The sequence below is a fragment of the Paenibacillus sonchi genome (genome assembly GCF_016772475.1).
Lineage (GTDB): Bacteria > Bacillota > Bacilli > Paenibacillales > Paenibacillaceae > Paenibacillus_AQ > Paenibacillus_AQ sonchi.
In genome coordinates this window covers 3820915-3837015 of record NZ_CP068595.1, presented here as the reverse complement: position 1 = coordinate 3837015, position 16101 = coordinate 3820915, and the positions used below count along the sequence as shown (strand labels likewise).

The window sequence follows — 16101 nt, the reverse complement described above, 5'->3', positions numbered from 1 at the left end:
ACACCTTCCATTTCTTTATTTTTTTATGGATACTTGTTGCAGACCATAAGCAAGACCGCCCCAAAGCGCAGCATCGTCTCCGAGGACAGACAGTGATACCTGTACGTTTTTTTGCGGCAAGGTTCCCAAGAACTGCTGGACGGTCTTCTCCAAGGAACGATACTCTTCAGGAAACCTGCTCACCATTCCGCCGCCTACCACCACCGAAACCGGGTCCAGCAAGCGGACGGCATTGGCAATCCCGATGGCAAGCAGCCTGATCGAATCTTGAATGATCCTCCGGGCCGCTTCATTTCCTTGGGCAGCCAAGCGGAACACATCGCTTGCTTTCGTAATAGGCAAGCCTTTGGCCGCCGCCATCCGCTCAATCGCTCTTCCGGACGCATACAATTGCAAGCAGCCGAATCCGCCGCAGGGGCAAGGCTCTCCATTGGGGTCCACCGTAATATGGCCCAGTTCACCGCTGGCTCCCCTTGCCCCTTCATATACGTCCCCCTGCAAAACCAGGGCGCTGCCAATTCCAGTTCCCACTACTACATACAGCAGAGGACTCACGGGATGGGCCAATCCAAAGCGGTATTCGCCCATAGCCGCCAAATTGGCATCATCAAACAGAATGATGGGCTTGCTTGTTGCGCTTGTGAATGCTTCACGAAAAGGAAACCCGTTCCAGGCAGGGCGGTTCGGCCAGGTGATGATAGTTCCAGCCGCATCGTGCAGTCCTGCCAGACCGGCCACCACGGTATGAATCGCCCCTTTCCGGGCCTGCTCCCATCTGCCGATGACACCGGCGAGCTGCGAGACCGCTTCAAGCGGTTCCGTCCCAGCTCCCAGGTCAATTTTGACGGAGTCCTCCATTCTCATAACCTTCCTGTCGAAGATGGCCAGCCTCGCCGCCGAGCCTCCCAAATCGATTGAGACCAGAGCATCGGTCATGTGGCCACAAGCCCTTTATGTGCAGATTGATAGAGAAGCTGAATCAGCCGGATGGCTTTTTCCCCATCCTCTGCGGTAATGTCATGCTGCTTCGCCTCCCGGATGCACTCGGCGAAATGGCATGCTTGCCGCCGGAAATCAATGAGCACATCCGTTTTCGGCGGGAACGTAAACCACTCCGGCTCTTGGCCTGCCGGGGTAAACTGCAGGGATGGCTGTTTGTACAAGCCCTGATTGCTGAAGCCAAACAGGGTCCGCAGGCTCAGGCTGCCCCTGCTGCCTTTCAGGTGGATCTCCACAAAATCACCCTCCACATCATCCTGCCAGCTCACATGAATCCGGCCCAGCATTCCGTTGGCGAATTGAATCATCCCCATAGCCGTATCTTCAACCTCTAGCGTCACTGATTCAGCGCTGCCGAGCCAATTGGAATAATCCCCCTCCTGAGCCGGCCGGGAATGGAGACCGGCCAGACAAGCAACCGGCTCCGGGGCATCCGTCAGAAAGAGCATCTGGTCAATCATGTGGCTGCCAAGGTCAATAAGCACACCGCCTCCAGACATCTTTTGCTGCGTAAACCAGCTTCCGGGGCGGGAATCCCCTTTTTCTGCGCCAGATGACCTCACATATCTGTACATCTCCAATCTGTCCCGATGTGATTCTTGAGCGCAATTCACGGATATCGTCCCGGTAACGGTTCACGAATCCCATTAACAGCACAGCCCCTGAAGATTCAGCGATCCTTCGCAATGAGCCGGCTTCTTCGGCGGTTGTGGTCATAGGTTTCTCGCACAGAACATGGATTCCTTGCTGCAGAAAGTGCTTGGCCAGTTCGTAATGCGTGTGATTGGGCGTGCACACAAGGACAGCATCTAATGGGATCTCATCGATTTCAGAAAGGCTGGTGCACGCCTTCGCGCCTGCCTGTTCAGCCAAATGAGCGGCCCGGGACGCATCCGGATCATAAACAGCCCTAATCGATACGCCCTCCAGCGATAAAAAGCCGGGGAGATGGCCATGCTCGGCAACCCAGCCTGCTCCGATCATTCCAATGGAAATAACTTTTGTATTGGACACTGCTCTCATCCTCTCATGTTTGGGACAAATGTCATTGGGAAAGCCGGATTAGGCCAGGACTGCCCTGGTTTTGTCTATTAAGTCTCTTTCCTTGTCATACAGCTTGGCGAGCAGCCGTTTCAATGCGTCCATTTCACTCTGGGCCATCCAGTTCAAGTCCTTCATATATTTGAGTTTGTAATAATACTTAATCAGGGTGTTTCCGTATACATTCCAATCATTGCACAGCTTTTTGTATTCATCCGTCAGACTTTGGAGCCGCCGTTCATCAAGCCCGTTTTTCCGGTAAAAAAGAAACGGCAATTGAATCGTTGACCTGCGGTAATAGTACGGATTCTTGATGGCTAACGCCCTGTATTCGAAATCATCCTTGAGAAGGCCCAGCAACCGCTGTTCCAGCGTTTCCGCAAAATCCCGGATCACAGACAGTCCATACGACACCGTTACTCCAGTATCTGCTGAAGACATTACGTGATCAATAAACGGGCCTTGCTCTTCTTGTAAAAGAAATTCCAAGCTGCTGTAAATCTGCTCCTTCGTATAGCTGGAGAAAAATTGCAGCTCCTGATCCTTTTTACGGACCAATATGAGATGATAGGTGCCGGTTTCGGACCTAACTGCGGCCATTGCCTCGTCAAAACGGTCATAAGGGAGCAGGTAGCTCTCCATTGTACTTGGCTGTATGCAATCTTCAATCAGCAGATAAGCGTTCGCTTCATCATCGTAGCCATATATAAATGCGGGGTGCTTAAGATGATTTTTACCCGCGTCAACGCCGGAGGGATAATAGAAACGGTCCACATCGGCAAAGATATAAAAACCCCTGTGCAAGCAGTCTTTGATGATCTGATGAACAGGGCCTTCTTTATCCGGCGTTAGAGTTTCATAGTCCAGATAGGGAGAGAAATCGAGCGTCCTCACCATATCAAGAAGCGGCGTGACAATGTTGCTGCTGCCGGGAGGAAACTCTATGCTCTCATTACTGTTGTCATGTGAAAATAACCGGTACCTTGCCTTCGCCAGACAGGGCACATATTCAAAGTCTCTGTCATGCACCATCAAGATGGAGATCAGGTTGTTACTCACACAATCCATCCATGTTCCATTAAAAGGCTCCACTTGGAGTGAAAACTCTTTCAATACGGTTCACCTCCACTATTCCGTCTACAGCTTTCTCTCTACGGTCTCACTGATCTCCTTGATCAACGCCTCTGCTTCTTCCGCTGTAACAATTCCGTTCTCCAAATCGCTCATAACTTGTTCTATGGTCATCTCCCGTTGATGCGGAACCGTTCTTTTGCGTTCCAGAAATGCAGCCATGTCATGAACCGTAGGGTAGGAAAAGACATCCGAGATGGCAAAAAGGCCAGGGAAAACCGCATCCAGCTCCTTATGAAGCCTCACCGCAAGCAGGGAATTCCAGCCCAGGTCCTCAAAATTGGCAAAAATGCTCAGCTCCTGCACGTCCAGCACCCTTGCCAGAATTTGCACGATTTCTTTATGACTCTGGGTCATTTGGAGCTGATTCGCATCCTTAATGATGATCTCTGTCCGGTCTGGCATTCCGGCAAGCTTCTGCGCATTGTGCAGGGATTTTCTCAGCTGCTTGTTCAAGCTCTCGGACAGCACATAATCATTCATCAGACTCTGCCCGACAGTTTCCCGGACAAGCTGGCGTTTCAGCTGGCCCACGATCACCCGGCTCCGGCCCGCTTGCAGCAGCTCAGTGTAAATGGCCACACCCTGCCGGGGCGTGAGGCTCTCAAACACACTGTGGCGGTTATCGACCTCATACGCCTGGGCCATCCCCACCTCCTGCCACAGCGGCCAATTGACCGTGATCCCCTTCCTCCCTGCTTCCTCATCCAGTCGGCATACAGATCCAGATAGCTGTTCGCTGCCACATAGTCGCTTTGCCCCATGCCCCCCGTTACCGTGTTCATACTGGAGAACATCATGAAGAAATCCAGCTCATCCTCCCGTGTAAGCCGATCCAGCACCCACGTTCCGGTGACCTTGGCCGACAGGACCTCCCGGATTTGCCCGGCGGTCTTCCGGACCAGCAGCCCTTCTCCGGCCACTCCCGCAGCGTGAACGACCCCGCGGATGGCTCCCGATCCGCTGCGTATCCGCTCCAGCAGGCTCCGCATTGGCCCTTCCTCCGCGACATCTGCGGCATGGATCTGCACCTCGGCCCCATTTCGTTCCATCTCTTGAACCGCTGTGATTTGCCGGATTCGCTGCTCCTCGGCTCCTGCCGCAACAATCTCTGCCCAGCGTTCCCGCGCAGGCAGCTCCCGGCGGCCGATGAGGTGAAGCTTGACCCGGTTCATCCGGCTCAGCTGCTTCCCGATTTCCAGCCCCAGGCCCCCGGTCCCGCCGGTGATGACATACACCCCGCCTTCTTGGATGCCGGGATGCGCTTCATCCGGCGCAAGCGATGCCTCCCGCAGCCGTTCCACATAACGCTGTCCGTTCCGGTACGCCACCTGATAGGGCGCTTCCCGGCGGCTGAATTCGTTCACAATCCTCTCCGGCGGGGTGAGTCCGTCGACATCCACCAGGCGGATGTGCACCCGGGGAAATTCTTCCCGCGCCACCTTGCCCAGTCCAAGCAGGCATCCGTGATGCGGACGCAGGACCGCTTCCTCTCCCGTGACCTGATTCGCCTCGTCGCAGACGAGAACAAGCTTCAGGTCCCTGGAAGAAGGCTGCACAAACAGGCTGTCCAGCAGGGAATACAGACTGTAAAACCCCCGCTCTCCAGCCTCATGCAGCTCCGCCTCCGTTGCAATCTCCCCTCCGGTGAGGCTCAGCAGATGGATAATGGTTCCCATATTCCCGGCTTTCAGCCGGTCCCACAATGGCTGATAATCTTCCTGGCTTCGAAGCTCCCTGCCGGAAATCTCCATCACCTGTCCATACTGTGCACGAATCTGCTCCAGGAGCCGGTCTGCAATCTCCCCTCTCCTGTGAAGACCGCGACCGTCTCCCGGGAGGTCTCGCGGTCAGCATCGGGTGAGAGTTCACCTTCTTGCACCATCCAGTCCTTTTCGTAATACATCCCTGCCGGTCCTTGGGCCTGCACTTGCTTGATCGTATAGCCTTCAATTTCGGCAAGCACCTCCCCTGCCGGATTCAGGATGTCAATATCAAAGGTTGCCGTCTGATTCCCCTGTCCCCGGTCCTGCCTTCTCACCACGCTGTAGATGTCAGCGGGAATCCGGCCATAGACCCGGATTTCCTGATAATAAAAAGGCAGATACAGCTGGTCGTCGATGCTGCGGATGGCAATATTGACTGCATTGTCAAGCAGCGCCGGATGGTAATGGTAATGAGCAGCCTCTTCCCGGAACGCTTCGCCAAGCCCGACGGCCACCAGGCATTCCTCTGCCCCCGCCCTCAGCTCCTTGATATTGTTCCATCTTGCTCCGGTGGTAATATAACCTCCGCTGGTTTCGACACCCGTTATCTTTGGATACGTGTGGAAGGCTTCCAGTAGAGCAGGGAGGTCGTACGGCTTGCGGTCCCGCGAAGGACGGCATAGTTTTCCCTCCGCGTGTCTACGCCAGGTGCCGTCTGTGCGGTCCTTGCTCTCGATATAGAACTCGCTGTCGTCCTTGTCATTGCTCACGACGATCTGCAGGTCATGAGTGTCCTCTTCTTCCTGCATCGAGAACGGCTGCAAAAAGGCGAGATGCTTGATGATAGACCGCCCGCCCTGCCGCCTCCCGATCTCCAGCAGCAGCTCGATGTACGCTGTACCGGGCAGCACATATTCCCTGCCGACCTGATGTTCATGCAGCACCCAATCCGCTGCTGCTGAGAATGTTGCGGTATATACCACCTGCCCGGAGGTTTCGCAGACATTCCCCCGAAGCAGCGGATGCCCTGGCGCCTGGGGCAAATGCAAATGCTGCGGATGCCCCAGGCCGCGTTTCTCTGCCCAGCACCGGATGCGGTGGAACGGATAGGCCGGCAGGTTCAGCCGCCGGCAGGGTAAACCTTGATACATCAGGTTCCAATCAATGGCCGCTCCTGAAACATACAGCTCTCCTATGGAACGATAGGAAGCCGGACCCTCCTGCGGAAGGGCGAACGTTTTCAACAACCGGGCTGCCTCAAGCGTTAAGGATTGCTTTTCCCGTTCCGTCAGCCTTCTTGCCGGACCTGGCTCATCCGGCGCTATCCCGCCGTGCGCCGCCACCTCATGGCTTTGGCAGAGAACGTCCTCGCCGGAAGCGAGATTGTGTTTCTGGAGGTGCTCCAGTTTCTGAAGCAGGTCCGCATATCCGGTGAAGAGGATCACCAAACGATGGTTATAATGCCCGCGGCCCGTACTGGCTGTGTAGCACAGGTCTTGCAGATTGATCCCGGCATGGCGGGAGATATAGCGTGTGTAATCCTCCACCAGCCTTAAGAGTACCTGATCGTCTTTTGCCGATAACGGAAGTAAATACAGCGGTGCCTGATCGCGTGTATCTGCCAGCTTCCGGGTGTCCGGCGCTTCCTGCACGATCATATGGCAGTTGGTCCCGCTGAAGCCAAACGAACTGATTCCGGCCACCCGGGGAGCCTCCGCCGCCGTCCAATCCTGAAGCCGGTCGTTCACATAAACGGGGGAGGCAAAGAAATCGATAAAGGGATTCGCCGCAACAAAATTAAGACTGGCCGGAAGCTTCTGATGCTGAAAGGCCAGCATTATTTTTAACAAGGAAGCCAGCCCTGACGCGCCTACCGTATGCCCAATGTTGGTTTTTACCGTGCCAATCGCACAAAACTGCTTTTTCTGCGTGTAGCGTGAAAAAGCCTTGGTGAGGCCATCGATTTCAATGGAATCTCCCAGCTGGGTTCCAGTGCCGTGCGCCTCTACATAAGTGATCGTCTGCGGATCGATTCCGGCCTCTTCCCAGGCTTGGCAAATAACCTCTTCCTGTGCGCGGGCATTGGGGGCGGTGATGCCGTCTGACGCTCCATCGTTGTTCACCGCACTCCCCTTGATGATCCCGTAGATGTGGTCCCGGTCCCGGATGGCCTGCTGCAGCGGTTTGAGAATGACGGCCCCGACTCCTTCGCCCCAAACCGTGCCGTTCGCCTGCTTATCGAATGTCCGGATAAGATAATCCTGCGATTCGACCAGATCAAGCATCGGGTTTTTCACCGGGCTGTAATTGATGTGAATGCCCCCGGCGATTGCCAGGTTGCACACGCCCGACTGAATGGCCCGGCATGCCTCATGAACGGCTACCAGTCCGGAAGAACAAGAGGTATCGATCACAAGACTGGGGCCTTTCAGATTCAGCCCATAGGAAATCCGGCTTGAGAGAATGGCCGACCACGTGCCGGATAACAGCAGCGGGTCCTGTTCTGCGGCATTGTCTCTGTACCATTGGCCCCAGGTATGGTCTGTACCGATATATACGCCGGTATTGGTCCCGCTTAAATCTTTGTAATAGTAGCCTGCATCCTCTATGGCCTGATAAGAAGCTTCCAGCATCAATCTTTGCAGAGGGTCCATAAATTTAGCTTCGGCAGGAGAAAGTTGAAAAAAAGCAGGATCAAACTGGTCGATCTGCTCCAGGTACCCGCCTTTAAAAAACAATTGATCTGCCTCTATATCGTCGAGCAGACCTTCACCTATGCAATCGCGGACCCGTGCATCGGGAAAATCACCGATACCGTTCCTTTGCTGCTGGAGACATTCCCAGAATTGTCCCAGATCCTCCCCCTTCGGAAATCTGCCGGCTATGCCGATAATGGCAATTTCCTTTTCCTTCACCGGTTCTTCATGCTTCTGCTGATGCTCCAGCAATACGGCAGCATCGTTTGGGGTCAGCTTTTGGGAGGCTACCAGTTCAAAAATCAGTTTTTCTGCTGCTGTCATGACACGCCTCCTGATTTCGTTTTGTACGTTTCAAGGGCTTCGTTCATCGAAATCTCCTGGTTCGCTAACCGCTGCAATAATGCCAGTGTCGAGGGTTCTGCCGCAGATGTCCCATTCTGCTGTTGCTGCCTTGTATCCAGGTAATCCGCCATTTCCGCAATGGTTGCATAAGTGAACACATCCGAGATATTTACGATCTTGCCGTATTTGGCTTCCAGCCGTCTGAATAAATCGACGGCGAGGATGGAGTTGCCGCCCATATTGTTGAATTTGGCAGATAAGCCAATTTCATCGACACCAAGCACCTGTCCCCAGATCATGGCGACTTCCCTTTCGGTGGCGGACAGCTCCGCTTCATCCTTGTCAAGAATGCGTACAGGGAGAGGGTCTGAAACCTGCCGCTCCGTTTCCTCCTGTCGATGCTCTATACGGGTGCGGAAGGCACTTGCCAACGTATCCGACAGCACGTAATCGTTCATCAGGCTCTGCCCGACAGTATCCCGGGCAAGCTGGCGTTTCAGTTGGCCCACGATGATCCTGCTCCGGCCACATTGCAGCAGTTCGGCATAAATGGCCGCACCCTGCCGGGGCGTGAGGCTCTCAAATACGCTTTGGCGGTTATCGACCTCATACGCCTGGGCCATCCCCACTTCCTGCCACAGCGGCCAGTTGACCGTGATCCCTTTCCTTCCCTGCTTCCTCATCCAGTCGGCGTACAGGTCCAGATAGCTGTTCGCTGCGACATAATCGCTCTGCCCCATGCCCCCCGTGACCGTGTTCATACTGGAGAACATCATGAAGAAATCCAGCTCATCTTCCTTCGTTAGCTGATCCAGCACCCACGTTCCGGTGACCTTGGCTGACAGGACCTCCCGGATTTGCCCGGCGCTCTTCCGGACCAGCAGCCCTTCTCCGGCCACTCCCGCTGCGTGAATAACGCCACGGATGCCGCCCGATCCGCTGCGTATCCGCTCCAGCAGGCTCCGCATCTGCCCTTCCCCGGCGACATCTGCGGCATGGATCTGCACCTCGGCCCCGTTTCGTTCCATCTCTTGAACCGCTGTGATTTGCCGGATCCGCTGCGCCTCGGCTCCTGCCGCAACGATCTCCGCCCAATTCTCCCGCGCAGGCAGCTCCCGGCGGCCAATGAGGTGAAGCTTGACCCGGCTCATCCGGCTCATCTGCTTCCCGATTTCCAGCCCCAGGCCCCCGGTCCCGCCGGTGATGACATACACCCCTCCTTCTCGGATGCCGGGATGTTCTTCATCCGGCGCAAGCGATGCCTCCCGCAGCCGCTCCACATAACGCTGCCCGTTCCGGTACGCCACCTGGTAAGGAGCTTCCCGGAGGCTGAATTCGTTCACAATCCTGCCCGGAGGAGTGCGTCCGTCGACATCCACCAGGCGGATGTGCACCTGGGGAAATTCTTCCCGCGCCACCTTGCCCAGTCCAAGCAAACATCCGTGATGCGGATGCAGGACCGCTTCCTCCCCCGTGACCTGATTCGCCTCGTCGCAGACGAGAACAAGCTTCAGGTCCCTGGAAGAAGGCTGCACAAACAGGCTGTCCAGCAGGGAATACAGACTGTAAAATCCCCGCTCTCCAGCCTCGTGCAGCTCCGCCTCTGTTGCAATCTCCCGTCCGGTGAGGCTCATCAGATGAATAATGGTTCCCACATTCCCGGCTTTCAGCCGATCCCACAATAGCTGATAATCTTCCCGGCTTTGAAGCTTCCTGCCGGAAATCTCCATCACCTGTCCATACTGTGCACGAATCTGCTCCAGGAGCCGGTCCGCAATCTCCCCCTCTCCTGTGAAGACTGCGACCGTCTCCCGGGAGGTCTCGCTGTCCACATCGGGTGAAGGGGGACTCTCTTGCACCATCCAGTCCTTTTCGTAATACATCCCTGCCGGTCCATGGACCTGCACTTGCTTGATCGTATAGCCTTCAATCTCGGCAAGCACCTCACCCGCCGGATTCAGGATGTCAATATCAAAGGTTGCCGTCTGATTGCCCTGTCCCCGGTCCTGCCTTCTCACCACGCTGTAGATGTCGGCGGGAATCCGGCCATAGACCCGGATTTCCTGATAATAAAAAGGCAGATACAGCTGGTCATCGATGCTGCGGATGGCGATATTGATCGCATTGTCAAGCAGCGCCGGATGGTAATGGTAATGAGCAGCCTCTTCCCGGAACGCTTCGCCAAGCCCGACGGCCACCAGACATTCCTCTGCCCCCGCCCTCAGCTCCTTGATATTGTTCCATCTTGCTCCGGTGGTAATAAAGTCTCCGCTGGATTCGACGCCCGTTATCTTCGGATACGTGTGGAAGGCTTCCAGTAGAGCAGAAAGGTCGTACGGCTTGCGAGCCTGCGAAGGAAGGCATAATTTCCCCTCCGCGTGTCTACGCCAGGTGCCGTCCGCGTAATCCTTGCTGGTGATAATAAACCCGTTATCACCGTTCCCTTTTTTCAAGGTGATCTGCAGCTCGCGAGTCTCCCCTTCCTGCACAGAGAACGGCTGCAAAAAGGCAAGATCTTTGATGACGGACCGCCCGCCCTGCTGCCTCCCGATCTCCAGCAGCAGCTCGACGTACGCCGTACCGGGCAGCACATACTCGCTCCCCACCTTATGCTCATTCAGCACCCAAGCCTCCTTGGCCGACATGCGGACTGCATAAGTGACTTGCTCCGGTGTTTCCCCGGCAACATGTGCAAGCAAAGGATGGACATTCCCCCCGAAGCGGAGCGCTTGGGTTCAGCCTGTGCTTCCGGTTTGAGCCAGCAGCGCGTTTTCTGAAAAGGATAGACCGGCAGGCTCAAACGATTACAGGCCTTACCCTTGTACATATCCTCCCAATCGATTGTCCCCCCGGAGACATACAGTTCCGCTATAGCAAGATAGGAGTTCTCTTTCTCTGAGTGCTCCATTCCCTTCAACTGCTGGGCTGACTGAAGCGCCGGTGTCAGTGCCTGCTTCTCCCGTTCTGTCAGCCGCTCCAGTTGGTTAAGCAGATCTTGATACCCCGTGAAGACAATTGCCAACCGGTGGTTGTAATGCCTGCGCCCCGTACTGGCGGTATAACAGAGATCTTCCAGATCGATCTGGCTGCTTCCATCTAACAACCGGATATACGCTGCAGCCAGTTCCCGCAGCACATTTTCTTCCTTGGCGGACAGCGGGAGCAGGTACAGCGTCTCCCCATGATGTTGCTTCTGCGGGGGCGGCGGCGCTTCCTCCAATACCATATGACAGTTGGTTCCGCTTAGTCCAAACGAGCTGATACCCGCAAGCCGCGGCACTCCCGGGGTTGTCCATTCCTGAAGCCGGTCATTTACATACACGGCAGAGGTGCTGAAATTGATCGTCTGATTGGGTTTCATGAAATGAAGTGAAGGAAACAGCTTTTTGCTCTTAAGGGAATAGATCACCTTGACAAGCCCGGCAATCCCCGCTGCATGATCAAGATGGCCAATATTCGTTTTCATCGATCCAATGGCGCAAAACTGCTTTTTCTGCGTATAACGGGAAAAGGCCCGGTCGATTCCTTCGATTTCGATGGGATCACCAAGTCTGGTTCCTGTGCCATGTGCTTCGATATAGGAGAGGTCTTCCGGATTGATCCCGGCCTCTTCCCACGCCTGGCAGAGCACTTCTTCCTGCGCTTGGGAATTGGGGGCCGTGATGCCAATGGAATTGCCGTCCTGATTGATCGCGCTGCCTTTGATAACGGCATGGATATGATCCCTGTCCTGCAAAGCTTTTTTCAAAGGCTTCAACAGAACGGCTCCGGCTCCTTCGCCTTTTCCGGTTCCATTGGAGCTGTCATCGAAGGTTTTAGTTTTCTCATCGGATGACTCAATGCCGATTTTCAAATGGACATGGCTCTTTAACGGGAACAGCTGCAGCTTGATCCCTCCCGCCAATGCCAGATCGCAGGAGCCTTCGATGAGCTGTCTGCACGCAAAGTGAACGGCGACAAGCGACGACGAGCAAGCTGTGTCAAATACAACCGCCGGTCCCTTCAAATCCAGGTGGTGGGAAATCCGGCTGGCAATGACTGATTTGATATTCCCGGGAATGGCTACGCCCATGGCTTCCGGTACGAGCATCTGAATGCCTTTCTTATATTCCTCGCCGAAATCCGAGCTGTAGCCGATAAAGACGCCTGTTTTGCTGCCTGTTAATTGGGTTCCCCCATAACCGGCTTCCTCAATGGCCTCCCAGGCCAGCTGTAAAAACAGGCGTTGATTCGGGTCCATGAGGCTTGCTTCTCTGGGGGAAATATTAAAAAATGCAAAATCAAAGGGATCGATCTCGGATAGATATCCGGCCTTGTCATACTGTGCGCGATCCTTCTCTACCTGAAACAGGGGGAGAAACAGGTCGGCCTGTTCCTTCCTGCCGGCAGGGAGTTCCTGAATGGAATCCACACCCAGGGTAAGGAGCTGTTCTACTTCTGATGTGCTGCCGGTATTGCTGAAGCGGGAAGCCACCCCGATGACTGCAATGTCTGTATCCGCCTCTTTTCCCTGATCCTGCCGGAGGTATTGAATCAGGTGCGCGGCAATGCTTTTATCCAGATGCCCGGACCCGACTTCTTGTAAGATATAGGAATAGATCTCGTCCTTTTTTTCCACGACCTCACTCTCCCAGTTTCTTTAGGATTTCCTCGACGGAGGTTTCGCCTTCGCTGTATTCATCCAGAAGCTGCATGATATCGCTGATGTCATCCTGTGTTTTTCCGGTTTTGGTTTTGGCGTCAGCCTGTCCGGGTTCCTGAGCATTCCCCTGGATGTAATCTGCCATGGCGCGGACCGTTTTGCACCGGAACAGATCAATGACCTTGACCCGCTTCATGTATTTCTGTTCGATTCTGGCTTGAAGCTGGACGATCAGATGCGAATTTCCGCCGATATCGAAGAAATTTTGTTCCGTCCCGATGTTGTCTATTCCCAGCAATTCGCGCCACACCTGCAGCAAAAATTCCTCCGCCTCATTCTCCGGCAATTGCATCTCCGCTTTTTCAGCTTCAGCGGGTTCCATCAGAAGAGGCAGCGCCTGCAGCGCTTTTCTGTCGATTTTACCATTGGATGTAGCGGGCAGGGCTTCCAAACGGATAAACCGGGAAGGGATCATATACAAAGGCAAGGGTTGTTGTAAGCAAGCTTGAATCTCCCGGACCGGGATGTCGCGTGCCGATGTATAGTAGCAGATCAGTTTGTTCGACTCTCCTTCGTTTACCGCAACAACAGCAGCCGTCTTCAGCCCTTCCAGTCTGTAGAGGGTATGTTCAATTTCGCCTGCTTCAATCCGGTAACCCCTTACCTTGACCATTCCATCTTTCCGGGCAATATATTCGAGCTGGCCACCCATGCCGTATTTACCTATATCTCCAGTGTGGTATACGATCTGATCCGTAAATGGATGGGTACGGTACACACCGGCTGTTGTCTCCCCGTCTCTGAAATAGCCCGGCGTGACACCGGCTCCGCTGATGCAGATTTCACCCGGAATCCCTGGCCCGCACAAGTTCCCGTCCTTATCCAGTATGAAAATCCGGTTGTTGGAAATCGGTTGGCCGAGCGGCACTATCGTTTTGCCTGTCAAATCGCTTGCGGCTTCATAACATGTCGCCCAGATCGTTGCTTCCGTAGGACCGTACAAATTGTATAGTTTGGCATGGGGAAAGCTTCTCCGGATATCTCCTGCCAGCTTAGGGCTCCAGGCTTCGCCGCCAACTGCAACGGTATCAAAATGCTGCAAACACGCTATCTCCTTCTCATCCTGCGAAGAGAGTCCGAACAGAAATTGATTCATCAATGCAGGTACCGAGTGCCAGAAATTAATCTTATGTTGATTAATATAAGCTAACAATAGTGCAGGGTCTCTGAGCCTGTCTGAAGATACAACATGCAGGGTTGCCCCGCTGGACAGACAACCAAAGATTTCAAAGACTGAAATATCAAAGCTGATCGAGGTGACCAGCATCATGTGGTGCTGCGGTCCCAATTGGAACTGCTGCCGGCTCCACAAAAGATAGTTGATCACATTGGGCTGACTGACCATGACTCCCTTAGGGGTTCCCGTGGAACCTGAAGTATAGATGATGTACATCAGTTCAGAAACGGCTTTGGGCCGGATACGGGCCACAGGCTGCTTGCGGATATCAGAGTACTGATAGCAGGATAGATGATCCGCTGTTCCCGCCGGGGTGGAATCGCCTGCAACATCGATGACCGCCTTCAGAACATCACCGGCTAATTCCAGCAGCTTGGGAATAGACGCACCGTCCGAGACAACGGTTCTAAGCCCGCTGTGTCTGATCATATACGCGATCCGCTCAGGCGGGAAATCCGGATCAAGCGGGACGTATGGACGGCCAGACTTGAGAATGCCAAGAAGCACAGCAATCATATGGATGCCGCGTCCCAGATAGACGCCAACCGGATCGGCCGGTTCCTGCTCAAGCTGCACCAGAAAGGCTGCCAGTTGATTGGACAGCTCATCCAGTTCCCTGTAGCTAACCTGTTCTCCCTCAAAGACCACAGCCGTTTGGTCAGGGTTCTGCTCCACTTGCGCTTCAAATAAACGACAGACCTGATCCGGCGGATTCATGGGAACCGGTAGGGGATTGAATTCGTTCATAATCTCCGCTTTGTGACGGGCATCCAACAATTCATAACGGCTAAGCTGTCCCTCAGGGTCCGCGATGACCTGGTTAATCAGATGCGTTAAATAGCAGGCATAGTTTTGTATTGTCTCTTCTGTGAAAAGTGAGGTCTTGTACTCCAGCCTGACTTCGATTTGTCCGCCATCCATTTTGCAGATACAGCTCAAATCGTAGAGGCTCATTCTGTCATTGTCCTGGGGAACATTATCGTATAGCTGAAAAATGGTAGAAAACACAGGGGTTCTGCTCGGGTCTCTTTCCGGATTCAGCTTCTCTACCAGCGTATTGAACGGATATCTGCCGTTGGCATAGGCTTTTAGGCATTTCCGTTTGACCTCCTCCAATACCCCGCCAAAGCTGCTAAGCTCCCGGAAATCCACACGAATGCATACCATATTCATAAATAATCCGATGATATTCTCCCATTCCTGCTGCTCTCTTCCTGAAACCGGGAACCCGATGATAATGTCCTCTTCCTGGCTGAGTTTCTTCAAAAAAGAAAATAGATGGCCAGAACAGTCATGTACAGGGTCGATGAGCGGTTTCTTGCCAGCAAGCGCAGCTGCCCGGTAACCTCTTCTGAAACCGTGAATTTAATATAGCTTCCGTCATAGGCGATGGAATGCGGGCGGTCATAATCGGTTGGCAGTTCCAGAACCGGAAGCGGCTGGGCCAGCTCTTTCATCCAGTATTTTTCCATGTTCAGGTAATCCCCTGACCCGATCCAGAGCTTCTCCTGCTCTACCCAATCCACAGGCTGCAAAGCAATCGGCGCTAATTGAATGGGGCGCTTGGACCGGATTTGGTCATACAGCTCCATCCATTCGCGGAAAAACACCCCCATGCTCCATCCATCCGAAATGATATGATGCATATTGATATATAAGAGATAATCGCTTTCCTCATACCGGTGCAGCTCCGCCCGGAACAAATTTTGCTCCAGCTCAAAAGCGGTTGTATTCAGTTCCTCCAGCCGTTTTGACGAGAGCAGCTTCTTATGCGGTTCCTGTGCATAATCCGTAAAATGGATCACATGGCTTTTGTCCGGCACAACGAACTGCTTCGGAACCCCGTTCATATTTTTGATTACGGTCCGCAGCGAAGAGTGGCGCCGGGTCAGGAGGTCGAGCCCCTGCTGCAGGACCGCCAGATCAACCGCCTCGCGGATCTGCTTGACAACCGGTAAATGATAAGCCGTAGTCTGGGGATCATAGTTTTGCAAAAACCAAATCCGGTACTGTGCCTTGGAAAGATCATAACCGGCGTTTGGAGCCTCTGAGCCTGCCGTCTTTGCAGGTGCCTCATTCCGGGAAGGAAGGGATTGCTCAAGATAAGCCGCAAGCTCGGATACCGTTGGATATTCAAAAATTTCGGCAATACTCAGCTTTTGGTGCAGCTGTGTATTGAGGAGGTTAGCCATCTGCGTAGCCATGATGGAATCTCCGCCCAGCTCATAGAAATTTTTCGATATATCCATTTCCTTCAGCCCGAATGTCTTCGCCCACAATTGCGCTACTGCTTGTTCCATTTCA

General features: G+C 54.0%; 10 protein-coding genes and 2 pseudogenes. All 12 read right to left on the bottom strand.

Annotated features, from left to right (window positions below; translation table 11 throughout):
• Positions 1-15: 15 nt before the first annotated feature.
• Positions 16-936 carry an ROK family protein gene (locus JI735_RS17060; RefSeq protein WP_039837509.1) on the bottom strand — a complete coding sequence of 307 codons (921 nt, stop codon included), beginning with the start codon at positions 934-936 and terminating at the stop codon, positions 16-18.
• Positions 933-1574 carry a Gfo/Idh/MocA family protein gene (locus JI735_RS17055; protein ID WP_411830130.1) on the bottom strand — a complete coding sequence of 214 codons (642 nt, stop codon included), beginning with the start codon at positions 1572-1574 and terminating at the stop codon, positions 933-935. Before JI735_RS17055 ends, JI735_RS17060 begins: the two co-directional genes overlap by 4 nt.
• On the bottom strand, positions 1474-2013 hold the full coding sequence (locus JI735_RS17050) for a Gfo/Idh/MocA family protein (RefSeq protein ID WP_202676221.1): 540 nt from the start codon (positions 2011-2013) through the stop codon (positions 1474-1476). The genes JI735_RS17055 and JI735_RS17050 overlap by 101 nt, the downstream gene beginning before the upstream one ends.
• 48 nt (positions 2014-2061) lie before the next feature.
• Positions 2062-3153 carry a hypothetical protein gene (locus JI735_RS17045; RefSeq protein WP_039837507.1) on the bottom strand — a complete coding sequence of 364 codons (1092 nt, stop codon included), beginning with the start codon at positions 3151-3153 and terminating at the stop codon, positions 2062-2064.
• A 24-nt stretch (positions 3154-3177) separates the two neighbouring features.
• Positions 3178-3819, bottom strand: coding sequence for an acyl carrier protein (locus JI735_RS35900; protein ID WP_233475921.1), 642 nt, complete (start codon positions 3817-3819; stop codon positions 3178-3180).
• Entirely contained in the window at positions 3708-4925 is a 1218-nt protein-coding gene (locus JI735_RS35895) for an SDR family NAD(P)-dependent oxidoreductase (protein ID WP_233475920.1), read from the bottom strand. The genes JI735_RS35900 and JI735_RS35895 overlap by 112 nt, the downstream gene beginning before the upstream one ends.
• Positions 4925-7897, bottom strand: a complete 2973-nt coding sequence (locus JI735_RS17035; protein WP_202676220.1) for a type I polyketide synthase — start codon at positions 7895-7897, stop codon at positions 4925-4927. Before JI735_RS17035 ends, JI735_RS35895 begins: the two co-directional genes overlap by 1 nt.
• Positions 7894-10617 (bottom strand): KR domain-containing protein, encoded by a 2724-nt coding sequence (locus JI735_RS17030; protein WP_202676219.1) that lies wholly within the window; start codon positions 10615-10617, stop codon positions 7894-7896. The genes JI735_RS17035 and JI735_RS17030 overlap by 4 nt, the downstream gene beginning before the upstream one ends.
• Positions 10536-12536 (bottom strand): type I polyketide synthase, encoded by a 2001-nt coding sequence (locus JI735_RS17025; protein WP_202676218.1) that lies wholly within the window; start codon positions 12534-12536, stop codon positions 10536-10538. Before JI735_RS17025 ends, JI735_RS17030 begins: the two co-directional genes overlap by 82 nt.
• Before the next feature lie 4 nt (positions 12537-12540).
• Positions 12541-12912, bottom strand: coding sequence for a phosphopantetheine-binding protein (locus JI735_RS37890; protein WP_411830129.1), 372 nt, complete (start codon positions 12910-12912; stop codon positions 12541-12543).
• A gap of 294 nt (positions 12913-13206) precedes the next feature.
• Positions 13207-15791 (bottom strand): annotated as a pseudogene (locus JI735_RS37885) (non-ribosomal peptide synthetase); the annotation flags it as partial.
• Between the two features lie 117 nt (positions 15792-15908).
• A pseudogene (locus JI735_RS37880) lies at positions 15909-16097 on the bottom strand (acyl carrier protein); the annotation flags it as partial.
• Positions 16098-16101 lie beyond the last annotated feature (4 nt).

What these genes read in the sequence shown, in the direction of transcription:
- JI735_RS17060 (WP_039837509.1), bottom strand. Translation starts at nt 936, where the DNA reads ATGACCGATGCTCTGGTCTCAATCGATTTGGGAGGCTCGGCGGCGAGG.
- JI735_RS17055 (WP_411830130.1), bottom strand. Translation starts at nt 1,574, where the DNA reads ATGTACAGATATGTGAGGTCATCTGGCGCAGAAAAAGGGGATTCCCGC.
- JI735_RS35900 (WP_233475921.1), bottom strand. Translation starts at nt 3,819, where the DNA reads ATGGCCCAGGCGTATGAGGTCGATAACCGCCACAGTGTGTTTGAGAGC.
- JI735_RS35895 (WP_233475920.1), bottom strand. Translation starts at nt 4,925, where the DNA reads ATGGAGATTTCCGGCAGGGAGCTTCGAAGCCAGGAAGATTATCAGCCA.
- JI735_RS17035 (WP_202676220.1), bottom strand. Translation starts at nt 7,897, where the DNA reads ATGACAGCAGCAGAAAAACTGATTTTTGAACTGGTAGCCTCCCAAAAG.
- JI735_RS37890 (WP_411830129.1), bottom strand. Translation starts at nt 12,912, where the DNA reads ATGCAATTGCCGGAGAATGAGGCGGAGGAATTTTTGCTGCAGGTGTGG.